We start from the raw sequence: 17,672 nt of genomic DNA, 5'->3' as shown, positions 1-17,672 counted from the left end.
GAAAATAAACCGATCATTTACCATAATCACTCTTAATGCCCGCAACGGCCCCTATTTCAGGCCCTCCGGTCATTCAGGAGCGATCATGCGATTTTCGAGATTTTCCCTGCCGCTTTCTGCGGCTCTGCTGATGGGCACCTGCCTGCCACTCGCCGCTGAACAAAGCGGCATTACAGCCTCACTGGATGCCGGCGTTCTTAACATTAAGGCAACGGAAAAATTCTATAGCGGCAGTCATAAAAACAGTCAGCTCGACTGGAAAACGACAAATGCGATGGCTCTGCGCGGATCGCTTGGATTTGAGCTTTCACCCGATTGGCGCATCAAAACGGAAGGTCGTATCGGCTTTGCAGGTGATGGCTTCATGACCGACTACGATTGGCTCAGCCCGTTTTACAGAGATACATCGAAGAATGGATGGAGCCACCGTTCAGAGCACGGCGACACGCGGCTGGACCACTACCTGACTGGAAGTATAGAATTAAACCGCACCCTGCTGGAGGACCCGCTGCAACACCTCAGCGCCGGCGTCGGCTTTCGTTACACCGACGTGTAATGGTCCTCATATGGCGGAAACTACATCTACAGCTCCCGAGGTTTCCGCGATAATGTCGGTGAGTTCGGAAACAGCGAAAAAGCGATTACTTACAGACAGCAAATTCCGGTGTTTTACGGCAACCTGAGCGGTGGACGCAAATTCGGCAACTGGTCGCTGAATGCGGGTCTTGAAGGCGGCGCAATGGTCTATGCGAAAGCCACGGACGATCATTGGATGCGCTCGCTACGTTTTGCCGATAAGTTCGACATAGGCGGGATGTTCGGAGCGAAAGCGGGCATAGCCTATGACCTGACTGACAATGCCTCCCTCTATCTCGACGGCGCTTACGAATATACCAGTTTTTCTCGCGGCGATAAAACCGCTACGCCATTCGGAAGCTCAACCGGCCTCGTCTACAATAATGCGGGGGGAGGCGATATGCAGTCTCTTTTCGTAGGCGCTGGTGTCAAAGGCCGGTTTTGATAACAAGGTTTAAGGGCGGGGACGAGTTGGTGGTTAAGCGCGAAGATGAGGTCGTAGCGTGTCTGGTCAAAGTCAGCACCCCTCAGACCCGCCCAAAGCTCATTGCCGCTATACGGGCCGAGCGCTCAGGGCGCTCAAACGTAACCGCGGATGAAATTACGCTCTGGAAAGAAGACGGTCGCGATTCAACATCGCCCATTGCAGCAGGATGATCGTCTTGGAATCTGTGATTTCACCTGAGGCGATCATCGCGAAGGCCTCGTCGAGGCCATAGGTCAGAACCTCCAGATCCTCGCCTTCGTCCTCCAGCCCGCCGCCGTTGCCGGCCTGCACGTCGAGGTCGATGCGCGCGACGAAGAGGCTGACCTTCTCCGTCAGTGTGCCGGGGCTCGCATACATGTCGAAGAGATACTCGACCTTTTCGACCGCGTAACCGGATTCCTCCATCGCCTCGCGGCGAATGGCATCGGCAGCATCGTCGTCATCGAGAAGCCCCGCCGGCACCTCGATCATGAAGCTCTGATCACCGTTCACGAAAGCGGCGGGGCGGAACTGGCGAACCATCACCACGCTGTCGCGTTTCACGTCATAAAGAAGAATGGCGGCGGCGCTGCCATGGTCATGCACTTCCCGCACGATGCGCATCGTCCTGCCATCCGGCATGCGCTGGTCGAAAATGAGCTTCTGCATATGCACGAAGCCCTTCCACACCGTTTCTTTTTCCACGAGCCGGATTCTGCCGGAATCGATGTCGGCCGGAACGTTTTTCGCCTGCGTTTGTGTCACCGGATATGTCCTTGCCTGTCGTGGGGTTGCTTCAGATTGTCTGTATGGCGGCGCAATATCAAGCCTCGCCGGCCTCGTCGCCGCGGCGGAGCCATACTTTGTTGTCGTGAAACGCGGCGCCACCATAAGGCGCAACGGCATCGGCACCGGTCAGAACATTGATGCCCTCGCCGTCCAGATGTGCCTTGTTCGGCCACAGACCCTCGGCAATCAGCACACCGGGCCGTGCGCCCTCCACGATCTTTGCATGGAGACGCACTTCGCCGCGTGTATTGCCGATACGGACGATATCACCATCCGCAATATCGTTGCGGGCAGCATCCTCGGGACAGACCATCAATTCCGGACGGCCTTCCTTCTGCACGGAGGTTTTGGTTTCGGCGAAGGTGGAGTTCAGGAAGTTGCGTGCCGGTGACGTCGCCAGCCGGAAGGGATGGTCCGCATCCGCAACCTCGATGACATCGACCTGATCCGGGAATTTCGGAAACTCCGAAACCGGCCCCATGACGCCGATGTTCTTCGGCGGCTTGTTCGGAGACGGTCCGGTTGCCCAGTCGGGGCTGAAGCGGAACTTTCCGTCGCCATAACCAAAACCCTCGAGATAATGCGCCATCTCGAAAGGCGGCTGCGCATCGATCCATTTCTCTTCCGCCAGGCTTTCGAAATCGCCCCAGCCGCTGACTTTGAGCATACGGTCGACATGCTCGCGGGCAGAGAGGCCGAAGCCGGGCATATGGTCGACACCGAGGCGCTTTGCCAGTTCCTCGATGACGAAGAGGTTGGTGCGCACCGTTTCCGGCGGCTCCACCAGTTTGGGGCCGAGCAGAATGTGGTTTTGGCCGCCGGCGCGATAGATATCGTCATGTTCGAGGAACATGGTAGCGGGCATAACGATATCGGCCACCTCGGCCGTCTCCGTCATGAACTGCTCGTGCACCGCAACGAAGAGATCGTCGCGCAGGAAGCCCTGTTTCACCAGCCGCTGTTCAGGCGCGACATTGACGGGATTGGTGTTCTGGATGAGCAGCGCCGTCACCGGGCCGCCATGGCGCAACGCTTCCGCGTCCCCCGTCAGCACGCGGCCGATCTGCGACTGGTCGAGCTGGCGCACGTCGGGGTCGGCATAGGCTGTGCCCATCAGCTCCGCCTTGTTGAGCCGGAAGATATCGCCATTATTGTGGAATGCGCCGCCGCCCTCATATTGCCAGGAGCCGAGAACCGTGGCGATGGAAAGCGCCGCATGCATCGCGACCGCGCCATTGCGCTGGCGGGCAAAACCGTAACCCAGCCGGAAGAAGGTCTTTTTCGTCGTGCCGACGAGCCGCGCGAAAGCCTCGATCTCTTCCACGGAAAGACCGGTGATCTCGGATGCCCATTGCGGCGTCTTTGACTTCAGATGCGCTTCGAGCCCCGCCGGATCGTCGGCGAAGCGGGCCATGTAATTGCGATCGGCATAACCGTCGCGGAAGGCGATGTGCATGACGGCGCAGGCCAGTGCCGCATCCGTGCCAGGGCGAACAACGATGCGCATATCCGCCTGTTTCATGGTCGGATTGTCGTAGATATCGACAACGACGATCTTTGCGCCACGCTCCTTGCGGGCTTTCACCGCATGGGTCATGACGTTGACCTGGGTGGCCACCGCATTGGTACCCCAGATGACGACGACATCGGCCTTGCCGATCTCGCGCGGATCGGGGCCGCGCAGCGCGCCGGTGCCCATCACATAGCCCGTCCAGGCCATGTTGGTGCAGATGGAACCGAAGAAGCCGGAGTATTTTTTGGCGTGGCGCAGACGTTCAATGGAGTCCCGCTGCACCTGCCCCATCGTGCCGGCGTAAAAATAGGGCCAGATGGCCTCGGCACCGTGCCGGGCTTCCGCCTTGACGAAAGCGTCTGCCACCTCGTCCAGCGCCGCTTCCCAGGAAATCTCCTGCCAGTCGCCCGCCCCTTTTGCGCCCTTGCGACGCTTCGGCGTCAGCAGGCGGCCGGGATGGTAGATGCGCTCGGAATAACGCGCCACCTTGGCGCAGATGACGCCGGCGGTATATGTATTGGCATTGGCGCCGCGCACACGGCCGATGCGGCCATCGGCATTGATATCGACCTCCAGCGCGCAGGCGCTCGGACAGTCATGCGGGCAGACCGTATGGCCAATACGGACTTCGGCCTTGGAGGCGGCTTTTTCAGCGGAAATCGGGGTCGCAACGTTCATGTCTTTTGTATATTGCATCAACGATGCGGCAAAAAGGCCGAAGTGACGTCCATCAAGAATATTCATCCTGACCATTCATCCCGATAAACGCCAAGCGAGACACATCCATGAACTACCGCCACATCTATCACGCCGGCAATTTCGCGGATGTCCTCAAACATGCCGTTCTCGCCCGCCTCGTGCGTTATCTCCAGAACAAGGACAAGGCGTTTCGGGTGCTGGACACCCATGCCGGCATCGGGCTTTACGACCTCTCCTCCGAAGAGGCACAGAAAACCGGCGAATGGCAGACCGGCATCGGCAAGCTGATGGAAGCCGACCTGCCTGCCCCCATCGCCGAATTGCTGGAGCCCTACCTTGCCGCCGTCAGGGAGCTTAACCCGGAAGGCGGCATGCAATTCTATCCCGGCTCGCCGAAACTCGCGCGCATGCTGTTCCGTCCGCAGGACCGGCTTTCGGCCATGGAACTGCATCCGGACGACGCACGTGCCCTGTCGCGTTTGTTCGAGGGGGATTATCAGGTTCGCGTCACCGAACTGGATGGCTGGCTATCGCTCGGCGCACATCTGCCGCCAAAGGAAAAGCGCGGCCTCATCCTCGTCGATCCGCCTTTCGAGCTTGAGAACGAATATCAGCGGCTGGCCGATGGTCTGAACAAGGCTTACCGGCGTTTCTCCACCGGCACCTATTGCCTGTGGTATCCGTTGAAAAAAGGCGCTCCGATCAGGGATTTCCATGAGCGGCTGCAATCCTTCGATATTCCGAAGATGCTGTGTGCGGAACTATCCGTCAAAAGCGACCGGCTCGAGGGCTTGAGCGGTTCGGGCCTCATCGTCGTCAACCCGCCCTATACGCTGAAGGACGAACTGCACACGCTGCTGCCCTTCCTGAAAACGGTGATGGCGCAGGACCGGTACGCATCGCACCGCGCCTTCTGGCTGCGCGGCGAGGAGAAGCCGGAAGAGGATTGAGGTTCTACCGCAACCCTTCCCGTTTCTGCGCCTGCGCAAGCTGTGATCGTTCAAAGAACAGGATCACGAACAGCGCCATGATGAAGGGTATGATGAGGTAGAACAGGCGAAACACCAGAAGTGCAGCAATGACATCAGCGGGGTTCATATCCGGCAGGCCGGTGACGAAGACCAGTTCCAGCACGCCGAGCCCGCCCGGCGCATGCGAGATGAGCGCGGCCGAAAAAGACACCAGGAAAATGCCGAGAATGACCATGTAGCCGGGGTTTCCGGCCTCCGGCAGGGCAAAATAGATGATGCCAGCCGCGCCGATCAGCTCGATCGGGCCGATGACGAGCTGTTGCGCCACCAGCTTCGGCGCGGGGTAAGGCAGCATGAAGGAGCCGATTTTCAACGGCTTCAGCCTGAGCAGGCTGCCGAGGACATAAAGGCTGACGAAGAGAAGCAGCACGATCCCCGTCGTCGTCGAGGCTTCGACAGGCAGGATGCCGGTGAACCGTTCGGTGATGTCAGGCTCGTATAACAGCACCAGACCGATCAGCATGATGGTGCCAATGAGGAAGGTGAAGGAGCAGAGGCCGACGAGAATGCCGACTTCCGCGACGCTCAGCCCCTTTGACGTATAGGCCCGGTATCGCACCACGGCGCCCGAGAATACGGATGCCCCGACATTGTGGGACAGCGCATAGGTGGTGAAAGAAGTGAGCGTGATGAAGAACCAGTTCACCTTGCGGCCAAGGTGTTGCAGCGCGATGCGGTCATAACCGGCAAGCGCGGCATAGGCCAGCAGGGTTGCAAGGCCGGAACACAGCCAGTCCCGCACACGAATGGCTTTCAGGCTGTCCCAGAAATCATCAAGCGACAGGCCACGCAATTCGTGGAAGAGCAACCAGGCGGAAAAACCAATCGTCGCGAAACCAACGACGGGCCAGATGTATTTTTTGAATTTCATGCGGTCATGCCGCCTATTTCCCCCAACATCGCCCCAGCCCTGTTTCCGTCTTTCGCGGAAGATTCGCCAGACTCTATTCGTTATGCGGCGAAGCTTTCAACCTTTTTGCCCGTTTGCCTCGTTCACAAATTTATGTAAGACCGGATCGTCGCCCGACGGCGATATGGGGTGGTCCAGTTTCCGGGGAACATGCACGGAATGAAACGGTATGCAGGTTTCATCGCCTTGGGTCTTCTGTCGCTTGCAGCGCTGTGGTTTGCGCAGGAAAAACCCGTTTCGAAGGGGCCGGAAAACGACCGGCAGACGCCCGCTCAGCAGCAATCCGCTGCACGCCCCCAACAGAATACAGCCCGGCAGAATGCGGACAATGCCCAACCTCCTCGTGGTACCGGCTTCGATTTCTACGTGCTCTCACTCTCCTGGTCGCCAGCCTTCTGTGCCAGCTCCGAAGGTTCCGGCAACCGCCAGCAATGCGGCAGCGACAGGCGTTACGGTTTCGTGGTGCACGGGCTGTGGCCGCAGAATGAAAACGGCTATCCCGAATTCTGCCAAAGCAGCGAGCCTGAGCGGGTTCCCGATGCGATCGGCCGCAGCATGTTCGACATCATGCCATCGATGGGCCTGATTGGCCACCAGTGGCGTAAACACGGCGCCTGCTCCGGCCTGTCGCAGAAAGATTATTTTGCGGCAACACGGGCGGCGTTCGACGCCATCAGGTTGCCGGGGAAAATTTCCTCCGGCGCGCAGACCAATACGCTCTCCGCCGATGCCATCGAAACCGCCTTCACCGACGCCAATCCGGGCCTGTCGAAACGCGCCGTCTCGATCAGCTGCGACGGCAGGCGCCTTGAGGAAGTGCGCATCTGCCTCAACAAGGACATGGCATTTCGCGATTGCCCCGAACTGGACCGCAAGGGCTGCCGCGCCAGCGCGACCGAGATCATCCCCATACGCTGATTACCCCATATCAACCCCATAGGACCCGACCATGGAACTGCTTTATTCGCCCGCCTCCCCCTACTCCGCCAAGGTGCGCATGGCCGCCCGCCATCTCGACATTGATGTCACCTCCGTGCGCGTCGACACCAATGCCGAGCCGGCCACGCTGATGGACAACAATCCGCTCGGCAAAATCCCGGTCCTGCTGCTGGACGAAGGCGGCTCTGTCTATGACAGCGTGACGATCATGCATTATCTCGACCGTCTTTCGGGCGGCAAGCTTTACCCCAAGAAGAACGGCAAGCGCACTGAAGCGGAAATTCTGGAAGCTCTGTGCGACGGCATCATGGATTGCCTGCTCGCCATCGTCTACGAGCGGCGTTTCCGCCCGGAAGACAAGATTCATCAGCCGTGGATCGACAAGCAGTGGAGCAAGGTGGTCCGCGGGCTCGATCACCTCAACGCCAACCTGCCGAAAACCGGCAAGAAGCTGCATGGCGGCCATTTCGCCCTTGCAGCGATGATCGGCTATCTCGACCTGCGTTTTGCCGGTGAGTGGGCCGAGGGACGTGATGCGCTGGCAGCCTGGCCAGAAACCTTCGGCAAGCGTTTCGACGCCTATGCGGAAATGAAAGCCGCCGCCTAGACCCGCCGAACAAAACGCCCGGTTCTTTCCACCGGGCGTTAAGGCGATGGCAAATCACAGAAACAAAAAAAAGCCGGGGCGTAAACCCCGGCTTTTCCTTGACCGATCCGAGAAGGATCAGAACTTGACGCCGATACCGGCCTTGACCGAGTGGTCGTCAAAACCACGCGAGAAGGCATCGTTGCCGAGCGTGTAGTCCTTCTTCTGGTAATCGCTGTAGCGATATTCCAGACGAGCGGTGATGTTGTCGGTCACCATGGCTTCAACACCGGCACCAACCGTGTAACCGAGAGCCGTGGCGCTGTCCTTGTTGACGCCGTCACGAACCTTGTTGTCGGAGACAGCAAGACCGGCCGTACCATAAAGCAGGAACGGGTTCATGTCGTAACCGACGCGGCCACGCAGCGAGCCGTTGACGCCCTGCTTGCCTTCGACGGCGCGACCGGCAACCGTACCGGCGGAGCCCTTCTCGTCGCCCATGTTCACGTCTGCTTCAGCACCGTAAACGATCTGGCCGCTCTGCATGTTGTAACCACCATAGACGCCGCCACCGAAGCCCTTGGCGTCACGACCGTCATTGCTGGAGCTGAAACGGCCCCAGTCATAGTTGACCGTACCACCGAGGTAGGCGCCGGACCAATCCTTGACCGCGGCGGGCTGGTCGTAGGCTACCGGTGCCTGCGGCACCTCATTTACGGCGTCGGCGGCGTAAGCAGCCGAAAAACCGGCGGCTGCCATGGTCGAAGCCATAAGGGTTGCTACGAAAATACGCATGTTATTCTCCTTTCAGGACCGCTCTGCACTCAAAACATTGTTTTCAGACGCGGTAAAAATCGTCGGGTTAATTTGCCCCTCTGGAAACTGAACTTGATGGGAGAATGCGGAGATCAAAGAGCCAAAATGTGAATTGTTTGGGGCAGAGACGTGACTAGAATTAGACGTTGCCTAATTGCCACAAGGGTTATATTAACCCTAACAGAAGCCTAACCAGCAATAGATCGCCTTTAAACTTAGTTATATTCAAATTAAACCGAAATTGCATTGTGAATAAAAAATCGCCCAATTCTTTTGGGGCTGAGTGACAGCTTGCGATTTGCATTTATATCCAGCAAATAGGGCGTGTATGAGCAAATGCAGGTCCGCCGTGAAAGAACATATACCGAAGACAGTCTTGATAACGGGCGCCGCCCGCCGGCTCGGGCGGGCAATCGCCTCCGATCTCGCAGCCCACGGCTTTGCGATTGCCGTCCATGCCAATGAATCCATGGCGCAGGCGGAGGAATTCGCTAACGAAATAAGGCAAAAGGGTGGCAGAGCCACGGCCGTTCAGGCAGATCTGACACAATCTGCGCCCACCATGGCGCTTGTCGAAAAGGCCGCCGCCGCGCTTGGCCCGATCGGCGTCGTCGTCAATAATGCATCGGTTTTTCTCGCCGATACCGCCGAAACGCCCGATCCGGCCGTTTTCGATGCCCATTTCGCGGTGCATGTGCGGGCCCCTTCCCTCATCGCCGCCGCCTTTGTCGAGCAACTGCCCGCGGAGAAATCCGGCCTGATCGTCAATATCATCGACCAGCGTGTGCTTGCGCTCACGCCGCGTTTTTATTCCTACACGCTTTCGAAATCGACGCTGTGGACCGCCACACGGACTATGGCGCAGAGCTTTGCGCCGCGCGTGCGGGTCAATGCCATCGGCCCTGGTCCCACCTTCAAAAGCGAAAGACAGGCGCCCCAGGACTTTCAGGCGCAGATCGACGGCCTTATATTAAAGCGTGGTCCCGCGCCGGATGAGTTCGGCCGGACGATTCGCTTTCTTTACGATACGCCGTCGATCACCGGACAAATGATCGCGCTCGATGGCGGCCAGCATCTTGGCTGGGAAACCCCTGACGTGGCGGAGATACCGGAATGAACGGAAAGAAGCTGCCTGATGGCGGTATTCTGTTCGATGAAACCGACGACGAAGACGACGATGCCAACCTTGCCGCAACCGACACGGCCGAGGCATCGCGCAGCGTTGCCGGCATGGACTGGAATGCGGGCTGGAAGAACGAATCCGGCCTGAAGGGCATGGATCTCATCGGCGAATTCGTCAAACACCTGCCGAATTCGCCGGGTGTCTACCGCATGTTCAACGAAGCGGGCGACGTTCTTTACGTCGGCAAGGCGCGTTCGCTGAAGAAGCGCGTCGGCAATTACGCACAGGGTCGCGTGCATTCCAACCGCATCGCCCAGATGGTGCGTTTCACCACCCACATGGAATTCGTCACCACCCGTACGGAGACTGAGGCGCTTCTCTTGGAAGCGAATCTGATCAAACGCTTACGGCCGCGCTTTAACGTGCTTTTGCGTGACGACAAGTCGTTTCCCTATATTCTGATTACCGCGGATAATCGCGCACCGGCGATCTTCAAGCATCGCGGTGCCCGGGCGCGGAAAGGCGATTATTTCGGGCCTTTTGCATCGGCCGGCGCCGTTGGCCGCACGATCAATTCGCTGCAACGCGCCTTCCTGATCCGCACCTGCACCGACAGCGTGTTCGAGACCCGCACGCGTCCCTGTCTTCTCTACCAGATCAAGCGCTGTTCCGGGCCCTGCACCCATGAGGTGAGCGACGAGGGTTATGCGGAACTCGTCAAGGAAGCCAAGGATTTCCTCTCCGGCAAGAGCCAGGCCGTCAAGACCGCGATCGCGCGGCAGATGAACGAGGCATCAGAGGATCTCGATTTCGAGCGCGCTGCCATCTATCGCGACCGGCTGGCGGCGCTCTCGCACGTCCAGAGCCATCAGGGCATCAATCCCGCCGGTATTGAGGAAGCGGATGTCTTTGCCATTCACCATGAAGGCGGTATTTCCTGTATTCAGGTATTCTTTTTCCGCACCGGCCAGAACTGGGGCAACCGCGCCTATTTCCCGAAGGCCGATCCATCCTTGCCCGGCTCGGAAATCCTCAACGCCTTCCTAGCACAGTTCTACGACGACAAGCCGGTGCCGAAACAGATCCTGCTTTCCGAAACGGTTGAGGAACAGGAGCTGCTGGCCGCAGCACTTGGCGAGAAGGCGGGCCATAAGGTGACGATCAGCGTGCCGCAGCGTGGCGAGAAGAAGGACATTACCGACCATGTTCTTGCCAATGCCCGCGAGGCGCATGGCCGCAAGCTGGCGGAAACCTCGTCTCAGGCGCGACTGCTGAAAGGCTTTGCGGAGACCTTCAACCTGCCCTATGTGCCGCGCCGCATCGAGATTTACGATAACTCGCACATCATGGGCACCAATGCCGTGGGCGGCATGGTGGTGGCGGGGCCGGAAGGTTTTGTGAAAAACCAGTATCGCAAGTTCAATATCAAATCGACCGACATCACCCCCGGCGACGACTTCGGCATGATGCGCGAGGTGATGACCCGTCGCTTCTCGCGCCTGTTGAAGGAAGAGGGCAAACCTGATCGCGCGCAGACGCCGACACCGGAAGAAGCCGCCGACCTGCCCTTTCCCGCCTGGCCGGATGTAATCCTGATCGACGGCGGCCAGGGGCAGATGACCGCGGTGCGGGCTATCCTCGACGAACTCGGCATTCGCGACTGCGTGACGGCCATCGGCGTGGCGAAGGGTGTGGACCGCGAGGCGGGGCGCGAGCGCTTCTTTGCGGACGGGCGCAGCGATTTTTCCCTGCCGCCGCGCGATCCCGTGCTTTATTTCATTCAGCGCATGCGCGACGAGGCCCACCGCTTCGCCATCGGCTCGCACCGGGCGCGACGCAAGAAGGAAATGGTGCGCAATCCGCTGGATGAAATCTCGGGAATCGGGCCGGGGCGCAAGCGCTCCCTATTGCAACATTTCGGCACGGCCAAGGCGGTTTCCCGCGCCGGCCTCAACGATCTGATGACTGTTACCGGCATTTCCGAGACGGTGGCGCGGCAAATTTACAATCACTTCCACGAGAGCGGCAGCGATTGACGCAGAACGGTAAGACCGATCTGCTAAAAAACCATAATAACGTGTTGACCCTATGCGTCAGGGACGGCATCAAAGCAGCTTATCCAGACTGACAGGTTTTCCATGGCTTCGCGCGCATACAACATTCCCAACCTCCTCACCTATGCCCGCATCCTTGCGGTTCCTGTCATCGTTTTGTGTTTCTTTATCGAAGGAAAGCTGGAAAGCTCGGACTTCGCGCGCTGGACGGCACTCTGGCTGTTCATCGTCGCTTCGCTGACCGATTTTCTCGACGGTTATCTCGCCCGCATCTGGAACCAGACGTCGAATATCGGCCGCATGCTGGACCCGATAGCCGACAAGCTGCTGGTCGCCTCCGTGCTGCTGTTGATGGCGGCGGATGGCACCATTGCCGGCTGGTCGCTCTGGGCTGCGATTACCATTCTCTGCCGTGAAATTCTGGTTTCCGGCCTGCGCGAATATCTAGCTGCGCTGAAGGTCAGCGTTCCCGTCACCCAGATCGCCAAATGGAAGACAACCATCCAGATGGTTGCCATCGCCTTTCTTCTCGCAGGTCCTGCGGGCGACAAGGTGCTGCCCTATACGACCGAGATGGGGATTACGCTTCTGTGGCTCGCCGCGGCGCTGACCATGTATACCGGTTATGATTACTTCAAGGCGGGTCTCAAGCACATTGTGGACGAAGAATGATGACGCGGATCGTTTATTTCGCCTGGGTTCGCGAGAAGATCGGCACGGATGAGGAAGAGCTGGATATCCCTTCCTCCGTCACCACCGCCGGCGAGCTGATCGCCTATCTTGCGACACGCGGTGAAAATTACGAAGCGGCCTTCGAGTTTCCCAATGTCATCAGGGTTGCCGTCAATCAGGAACATGTCGAGCATGACGAGAGCATTGTCGGCGCACGCGAGATCGGCATCTTCCCGCCCATGACGGGAGGATGAGCGGATGCAGAAAGTCGCTCAGCCGACGGTTCGCGTGCAGGCAGAAGACTTCGACGCCGCCGACGAAACACGCCTGTTGACCCAGGGCGACAGAAGCATCGGCGCCGTCGTGGCCTTCACCGGGCTCTGCCGGGACGATGGCGGCACATTGACCGCACTGGAACTCGAACATTATCCCGGCATGGCGGAAGCGGAAATCACCCGCATCGCCAAACTGGCGATGGAGCGTTTCGGCCTGCTTGGCCTCACCGCCATCCACCGCCATGGCAAGATCGCCACCGGCGAAAACATCGTCCTCGTCATTGCCGCCTCATCTCATCGACAGGCCGCCTTCGATGGCGCCAGTTTCGTGATGGACTATCTCAAGACATCAGCCCCGTTCTGGAAAAAGGAACATGGCAGGGATGGCACGACGGGCGACTGGGTGGCAGCGAAGGCTACCGACGATACGGCCAGGGACAAGTGGCGATAGCGCTTTTGTCTTATCGCATTTCCGGGCGGAAAACCGGGGCCCATTTTTCCCCCTAAGCTGCTTCAACCCGGCTGCGCATGACGATGAGCCAGCCAACCAGCAAGGCAAGAACCGCCGCATCCCGCCAGGCGACGGGGCCGTAACCGACCCAGAATGTTTCCGCAAAACCGATGGCTGCCGCCCCCAGGCCGCAGATGAGCGGGCTGGCATATCCGCCCGCCGCCGAGATCAGCACGACTTTCAGGCCAAAAACGAGACCGGCGCCAAAATCCATGGTGCCGTAATAAAACGTGGCGAGCACGCCGGCGATGGCTGCCACGAGACCCGCCGCGCAATAGGACAGCAGAAATATCCTGCTCGCGTTCACCCCCAGGAGCGAGGCGGCAAAGGCATCGTCCGACACGGCCTTCCAGCGCCTGCCGAAAGCGGAACGGCCGAGATAAAGCGAACCTGTGAGAATGAGAAGGCAGAAGACGGCTGTATTCAACATCTGAATCGGTGTCAGGGTGACGGCAAAGCCGCCCTCGATCCAGAAACGTACTGGCTGCGACAAAAGCGGCGGCAGCCATAATTGCCTTGTATCGGCGGCGAGCCTTGCGCTTTCCGTGAGCGCAATCAGCACGCCGATGGAGGCCACGGTCACCGCGTTGGGAGAGGCCTTTGCCAGCGGCCGCATGACCGCCCTACCGATGAGACCCGCGGCCCAAAGCCCGCCGAACAGGCCGGCCCCTGCCCCCAGCGCCAATGTTGCCGGCAGAACCAGCCACAGCCGGTTCCAGCCGAAGTCAGCAAAAAGCAGGCAAGTCTGCCCGGCGAAGGCAAAGATGGCGCCATAGGTCACATCGGCGCGTTTCGTGACCGAGAAGGCGATGGCGTAGCCGAAGGCCAGAACCGCATAGAGGGCTGCGACCGGCACGGCATTCAGCAATTGTTGCAGGAAATAAGCCAAGCCCGTCCTCCTGCCGGAATTATAACTGTTAAAATGCTTTTTACCAGTTATAATATGTATATGACATTTCGCTGGACAGAACATCGTTTCGCAGGGGGAGCACTGGCGCTTGATGTCGCCAATAGCGTGATCCTGCGCTCGGACGCGGCAAGAACGCTCGACCGCTTTTCCGTGCCGGAACAGATCGTCACCTTCGCCGAAGCAGCGACACGACTTGGTATGGAGCGTGACAGGTTCCCCGCCCTCGTCGCGCCGGAAGCGGACAAGCGGCCCATTTTCCTCGAACTTCGCGAGGCGATCGACGATCACTTCCGTTCGGCTGTTTCCCGCGGGGCTGATGATGATGGCAAGCTGGCCCGGCTCCTCTCTGTCGGCGGCACGGCACTGCGGGCATTTCCAACCTCCGAAAGTCTCGCCAACGCCACCGTCCATTCCGCCTTGTCGCTGCTTGCCGGCGAGACGCGGGAACGGCTGCGGATCTGCGGCAATTGCGGCTGGCTGTTCATCGACCGCAGCAAGAACAGAAGCCGCATCTGGTGTGACATGGCGGTGTGCGGCAACCGGCAAAAAGCCAGCCGGCATTATCACCGCAGGAAGGAGGCGCAGCCATGAGAATTGCCCTGCCCCTGCTGCTGGCGATTGCGGCGATGCTTTCGCTTTCCGGTTGCCAGCGCGATGAACCCCGCGAAGTGGCAAAGCTTTCCGGACGCATGTTCGTCTTCAATTACCGCGTCGCCGTCGCCACCTATCTGGTGACGCTTCAGCGTACTGCCCCCATCCGCGATGGCAGCAGCGTGGAAGCGGCATTCGAAAACCCGCGCGGAGGGCCTGACCTCGTCGCCCGGGAAAGGATTTTTCCGAAGGACGAAAAGATCACCGTTCAAAGCCCGCCGGTCGAATGCGTGAAACAGGACCGGCCCTACAGGGTCAGCGTCCAGATCAAAGGGCCGGATGGCGATACTCTGCAGACGATAGAGACCACCATCCGCTCCGATACCGACCAGTCGGCTCTCCCCGCCAAGCCGCTGGTCGTCGGCCCGCTCTATACGCCCAATCCGGAGGTGTTTAAACCTGACGGTTCGACGGATATGCGACCGGTTCAGGGGTGCCCGGCGTCGTAGAGAGCGGTGTGACCTTCCCGCCTGTCAAAAAAAACGGAGCCTTTCGCCCCCGTTTCCTTGAGTCTTTTCAGCAGCTTCACCCAATCGCCTGAGAAGGCGATTCAAGCCGTTGAGATATTGAATCAGCCGACGATTTCGGTTTCGGCGAACCAGTAGGCGATTTCCTGTGCAGCGGTTTCCGGAGCGTCGGAACCGTGAACGGAGTTTTCGCCGATGGAGAGCGCGAAGGACTTGCGGATGGTGCCTTCAGCGGCCTGGGCCGGGTTGGTAGCGCCCATGATTTCGCGGTTCTTGAGGATGGCATTTTCGCCTTCCAGAACCTGAACGATGGTCGGGCCGGAAGTCATGCCTTCAACCAGTTCACCGAAGAAGGGACGCTCTTTGTGAACGGCGTAGAAGCCTTCTGCTTCACGCTTGCTCATCCAGACGCGCTTGGAGGCGACGATGCGCAGACCGTTGTCTTCAAATACCTTGGTGATCGCGCCCGTGAGATTACGCTTGGTTGCGTCCGGCTTGATCATCGAAAATGTGCGTTCAATCGCCATGTGTCTGTTCCTTTTTCAGAGAAAGTGGGCGGTCTTTACCCGCCCAAAGGCCCGAAAACAAGGGGGATCAACGAGATTGCGACGATGACGGCAGACATTTCACGCCGCTGTCACACTGCGGCCCCTTGCGTCGTAGAGATCTAGGCAGCCTTCGAACCAGTCTCGTACCGGATCGTTATCCGCAAACAAATCCGCCCCTGAGGTGATGCGCGCCCATTGCAGCGCGCCGAAGACGATATAGTCAGCAAACAGCGGCGACGCGCCGCCAATGAAAGGCTGGAAGCTCAACATGCGGCGGATCGGCGCCAACAATGCGGGGAAGGCAGCGATTTCCGCCTCACGGTTGGCCACGACATCCTCCAGCGGCCGGCCCAGCGCCTTTGTCCTGCTGTCGCGGAAATAAACGCGGTCCGGCTCGTTGAGCATATTGTGGATATCGAGCACGGCAATACGGGTGATGACCGGGTGGAGCACCGTCTGCGACCAGCTTTCGACGAAGCGGGCCATCGACCTGCCACCGTCCCCGTCAAATAGCGACGGCCGCTCCGGGTAAGCCTCATCAAGATAAAGCGCGATTTCGAAACTGTCGCTCACCAGTTGGTCACCATCGCGCAGGATCGGCACGGTCTTCGAAAACCCGTCCTCCACCGTCGGAATGACCGTGAAGGGCAAGGGGCGCTCCTCGAAATCCAGCCCCTTATGGGCCAGCGAAAGCACGGTTTTCCAGCAATGGGGAGAAAACGGTCTGGAAATATCGCTTCCGCACAACGAGTAGAGCGTTCTGGAATTCGTCATAAGCTACCCTCTTCTGCAATATTGATGAAACGATATAAGAACGGCCGGGCCATGAAATCAAATCAGGATTTGTCATGTGATCGATCAGGAAACGCGTGCGGTCCGCGCGTCTGTCCGGCGTGAAAATTTTCGCTTCGCAGCGCCAAAACTTTTCGCGGATTCAGTCAATTTTAAACCGTTGCTTGTAAGAATAAACCCATTCAACAATCGGTTATCGCCGGTCTATTCATAATAATCTCGGTATTGGGGCTGTCAGTGACGACATCGGCGGGCGATAAGAAACGTGATCAGGCAAGAAGTTCTCTTGTCGTTACCAAAATCACCCAATTCATCGCCAAGATGAACATTGCGCCATTGCCGCGCAATTACGAACTGATCTATGAAATATTATCAGGACACAACCCGGCCATGGGCCGCGACATTCTCGCGCTCGGCAATGCGCCGCAGCAGCACGAGATCGATATTATTGGCCAGCGGCACAATCTGCCCGGCTTTTCCCGGATCGAAGCCGAACAGATGGCGAGCGCGACCTTCGATACGCTGACGCAGATTTCCGCGCGGCTGGAGGCAAGCCTTAAACGCACCGAGACCTTCATGGACGCCCTCCAGCAGGATGAGGACAGCGAGCCGCCGGCAACGGAGCGTTTCCTGGAGCTTCTGGGCGACATTCACGAGGAGCAGACGAGCCTTCGGCATTTCATTGCCATGGGGCTGGTGAAAATCCGTGAAGCCGAAAGAAACCGGGTGGAACTTCAGGCCGCCTCCCTGCGCGACAGCTTGACGGCGCTTCCCAACCGGGCCGCCTTTCTGGAAAAGCTCGGCGCCCTTTTTGCAAAGGATCGGGCCGCGTCCGCCACCTCGCTGGTATTGCTCGACATCGATCATTTCCGGGAAATCAACGGCAAATATGGTTCTTCCGCCGGCAATAAGGCACTGCGACGGCTCGCCGCGCTGTTTCGCAAGACCATCAAGAAGGACGATTTCGTCGCTCGCATCGGTGGCGATGAATTCGCCTTTCTGTTTGCCGGGGTACCGCAGAATACGGCCGAGGCGATCGCCGAGCGGCTGCGGCAAAGCGTAGAGGCCCTGCACTTCGCGACCAGTGGTGGCGATGGCGAGCATCTGACGGTTTCGATCGGTGTCGCGGCGGTGGATGGCACCGCCACAGCCGCCGAATTTTTCGGCCATGCCGAACTCGCTTTGCTCTCGGCCCGCAGCGGCACGCGCAACTGCGTTATCGGCTACTCGCGGGAGGTGGCGCAGCACAGCCGCAACAGCTATCTGGCACAGCTCGGCTCCTGAAGCGGCAATCTCTCGCGGTGTGGCGCAGAGGCTCTTGCCTTGGCCAGACAGTTCGGCCAA

18 protein-coding genes and 1 pseudogene are annotated in these 17,672 nt (G+C 59.0%); 12 read left to right on the top strand and 7 right to left on the bottom strand.

Annotated elements, in window-relative coordinates; translation table 11 throughout:
- Nucleotides 1–85: 85 nt before the first annotated feature.
- Nucleotides 86–1,021 (top strand): annotated as a pseudogene (locus ATU_RS05620) (omptin family outer membrane protease).
- 156 nt (nt 1,022–1,177) lie between these two features.
- On the opposite strand, the gene ATU_RS05615 reads toward ATU_RS05620, so the two are convergent.
- Together ATU_RS05615 and ATU_RS05610 are read right to left on the bottom strand one after the other, a co-directional pair.
- Nucleotides 1,178–1,807 carry an NUDIX domain-containing protein gene (locus ATU_RS05615; RefSeq protein WP_010971421.1) on the bottom strand — a complete coding sequence of 210 codons (630 nt, stop codon included), beginning with the start codon at nt 1,805–1,807 and terminating at the stop codon, nt 1,178–1,180.
- 58 nt (nt 1,808–1,865) lie between these two features.
- Nucleotides 1,866–4,088, bottom strand: coding sequence for a molybdopterin-containing oxidoreductase family protein (locus ATU_RS05610; RefSeq protein WP_035256496.1), 2,223 nt, complete (start codon nt 4,086–4,088; stop codon nt 1,866–1,868).
- A 41-nt stretch (nt 4,089–4,129) separates the two neighbouring features.
- On the opposite strand from ATU_RS05610, the gene ATU_RS05605 reads away from it, so the two are divergent.
- The gene (locus ATU_RS05605; protein ID WP_010971419.1) at nt 4,130–4,993 is read left to right on the top strand and encodes a 23S rRNA (adenine(2030)-N(6))-methyltransferase RlmJ; all 864 of its coding nucleotides are present in this window, start codon (nt 4,130–4,132) and stop codon (nt 4,991–4,993) included.
- A gap of 4 nt (nt 4,994–4,997) precedes the next feature.
- On the opposite strand, the gene ATU_RS05600 is transcribed toward ATU_RS05605, so the two are convergent.
- Nucleotides 4,998–5,945 (bottom strand): lysylphosphatidylglycerol synthase domain-containing protein, encoded by a 948-nt coding sequence (locus tag ATU_RS05600; RefSeq protein ID WP_010971418.1) that lies wholly within the window; start codon nt 5,943–5,945, stop codon nt 4,998–5,000.
- Nucleotides 5,946–6,143: 198 nt separating this feature from the next.
- Between ATU_RS05600 and ATU_RS05595 the strand changes: the two genes are divergently transcribed.
- Both ATU_RS05595 and ATU_RS05590 read left to right on the top strand, forming a co-directional pair.
- Entirely contained in the window at nt 6,144–6,902 is a 759-nt protein-coding gene (locus ATU_RS05595) for a ribonuclease T2 family protein (RefSeq protein ID WP_010971417.1), read from the top strand.
- Nucleotides 6,903–6,933: 31 nt separating this feature from the next.
- Nucleotides 6,934–7,530: a glutathione S-transferase gene (locus tag ATU_RS05590; RefSeq protein ID WP_010971416.1), complete on the top strand. Its 597-nt coding sequence runs from the start codon at nt 6,934–6,936 to the stop codon at nt 7,528–7,530.
- Between the two features lie 117 nt (nt 7,531–7,647).
- Here ATU_RS05590 and ATU_RS05585 read toward each other — a convergent pair whose 3' ends face one another.
- Nucleotides 7,648–8,304 (bottom strand): outer membrane protein, encoded by a 657-nt coding sequence (locus tag ATU_RS05585; protein WP_006312871.1) that lies wholly within the window; start codon nt 8,302–8,304, stop codon nt 7,648–7,650.
- Nucleotides 8,305–8,653: 349 nt separating this feature from the next.
- On the opposite strand from ATU_RS05585, the gene ATU_RS05580 reads away from it, so the two are divergent.
- The 5 genes from ATU_RS05580 to ATU_RS05560 all read left to right on the top strand — a co-directional run bounded on the left by ATU_RS05580 (nt 8,654) and on the right by ATU_RS05560 (nt 12,900).
- Nucleotides 8,654–9,442 carry an SDR family oxidoreductase gene (locus tag ATU_RS05580; RefSeq protein WP_006312872.1) on the top strand — a complete coding sequence of 263 codons (789 nt, stop codon included), beginning with the start codon at nt 8,654–8,656 and terminating at the stop codon, nt 9,440–9,442.
- Nucleotides 9,439–11,484, top strand: a complete 2,046-nt coding sequence (gene uvrC / locus ATU_RS05575; RefSeq protein WP_035256491.1) for an excinuclease ABC subunit UvrC — start codon at nt 9,439–9,441, stop codon at nt 11,482–11,484. The genes ATU_RS05580 and uvrC overlap by 4 nt, the downstream gene beginning before the upstream one ends.
- A gap of 102 nt (nt 11,485–11,586) precedes the next feature.
- Nucleotides 11,587–12,174: a CDP-diacylglycerol--glycerol-3-phosphate 3-phosphatidyltransferase gene (pgsA, locus tag ATU_RS05570; RefSeq protein WP_006312874.1), complete on the top strand. Its 588-nt coding sequence runs from the start codon at nt 11,587–11,589 to the stop codon at nt 12,172–12,174.
- Complete coding sequence (gene moaD, locus ATU_RS05565; protein ID WP_010971414.1) at nt 12,174–12,428, top strand: molybdopterin converting factor subunit 1; 255 nt, start codon at nt 12,174–12,176, stop codon at nt 12,426–12,428. The genes pgsA and moaD overlap by 1 nt, the downstream gene beginning before the upstream one ends.
- A 4-nt stretch (nt 12,429–12,432) precedes the next feature.
- On the top strand, nt 12,433–12,900 hold the full coding sequence (locus ATU_RS05560) for a molybdenum cofactor biosynthesis protein MoaE (protein ID WP_010971413.1): 468 nt from the start codon (nt 12,433–12,435) through the stop codon (nt 12,898–12,900).
- 52 nt (nt 12,901–12,952) lie between these two features.
- Here ATU_RS05560 and ATU_RS05555 read toward each other — a convergent pair whose 3' ends face one another.
- Nucleotides 12,953–13,849 carry a branched-chain amino acid ABC transporter permease gene (locus ATU_RS05555; protein ID WP_010971412.1) on the bottom strand — a complete coding sequence of 299 codons (897 nt, stop codon included), beginning with the start codon at nt 13,847–13,849 and terminating at the stop codon, nt 12,953–12,955.
- A gap of 60 nt (nt 13,850–13,909) precedes the next feature.
- On the opposite strand from ATU_RS05555, the gene ATU_RS05550 reads away from it, so the two are divergent.
- Entirely contained in the window at nt 13,910–14,461 is a 552-nt protein-coding gene (locus ATU_RS05550) for a CGNR zinc finger domain-containing protein (RefSeq protein ID WP_010971411.1), read from the top strand.
- Nucleotides 14,458–14,970: a hypothetical protein gene (locus ATU_RS05545; RefSeq protein WP_010971410.1), complete on the top strand. Its 513-nt coding sequence runs from the start codon at nt 14,458–14,460 to the stop codon at nt 14,968–14,970. Before ATU_RS05550 ends, ATU_RS05545 begins: the two co-directional genes overlap by 4 nt.
- Before the next feature lie 122 nt (nt 14,971–15,092).
- Here ATU_RS05545 and ndk read toward each other — a convergent pair whose 3' ends face one another.
- Nucleotides 15,093–15,515: a nucleoside-diphosphate kinase gene (gene ndk / locus ATU_RS05540; RefSeq protein ID WP_003502118.1), complete on the bottom strand. Its 423-nt coding sequence runs from the start codon at nt 15,513–15,515 to the stop codon at nt 15,093–15,095.
- Nucleotides 15,516–15,614: 99 nt separating this feature from the next.
- Nucleotides 15,615–16,310 (bottom strand): glutathione S-transferase family protein, encoded by a 696-nt coding sequence (locus ATU_RS05535; RefSeq protein ID WP_010971409.1) that lies wholly within the window; start codon nt 16,308–16,310, stop codon nt 15,615–15,617.
- A gap of 255 nt (nt 16,311–16,565) precedes the next feature.
- Here ATU_RS05535 and ATU_RS05530 point away from each other — a divergent pair, with 255 nt between their 5' ends.
- The gene (locus tag ATU_RS05530; RefSeq protein ID WP_006314610.1) at nt 16,566–17,612 is read left to right on the top strand and encodes a GGDEF domain-containing protein; all 1,047 of its coding nucleotides are present in this window, start codon (nt 16,566–16,568) and stop codon (nt 17,610–17,612) included.
- Nucleotides 17,613–17,672: the final 60 nt, after the last annotated feature.

Origin of the sequence: Agrobacterium fabrum str. C58, from assembly GCF_000092025.1 — a bacterium.
Taxonomy (GTDB): Bacteria; Pseudomonadota; Alphaproteobacteria; order Rhizobiales; family Rhizobiaceae; genus Agrobacterium; species Agrobacterium fabrum.
Note: the sequence above shows the minus strand (reverse complement) of the source record. Positions and strands in the feature narration are given on the sequence as shown.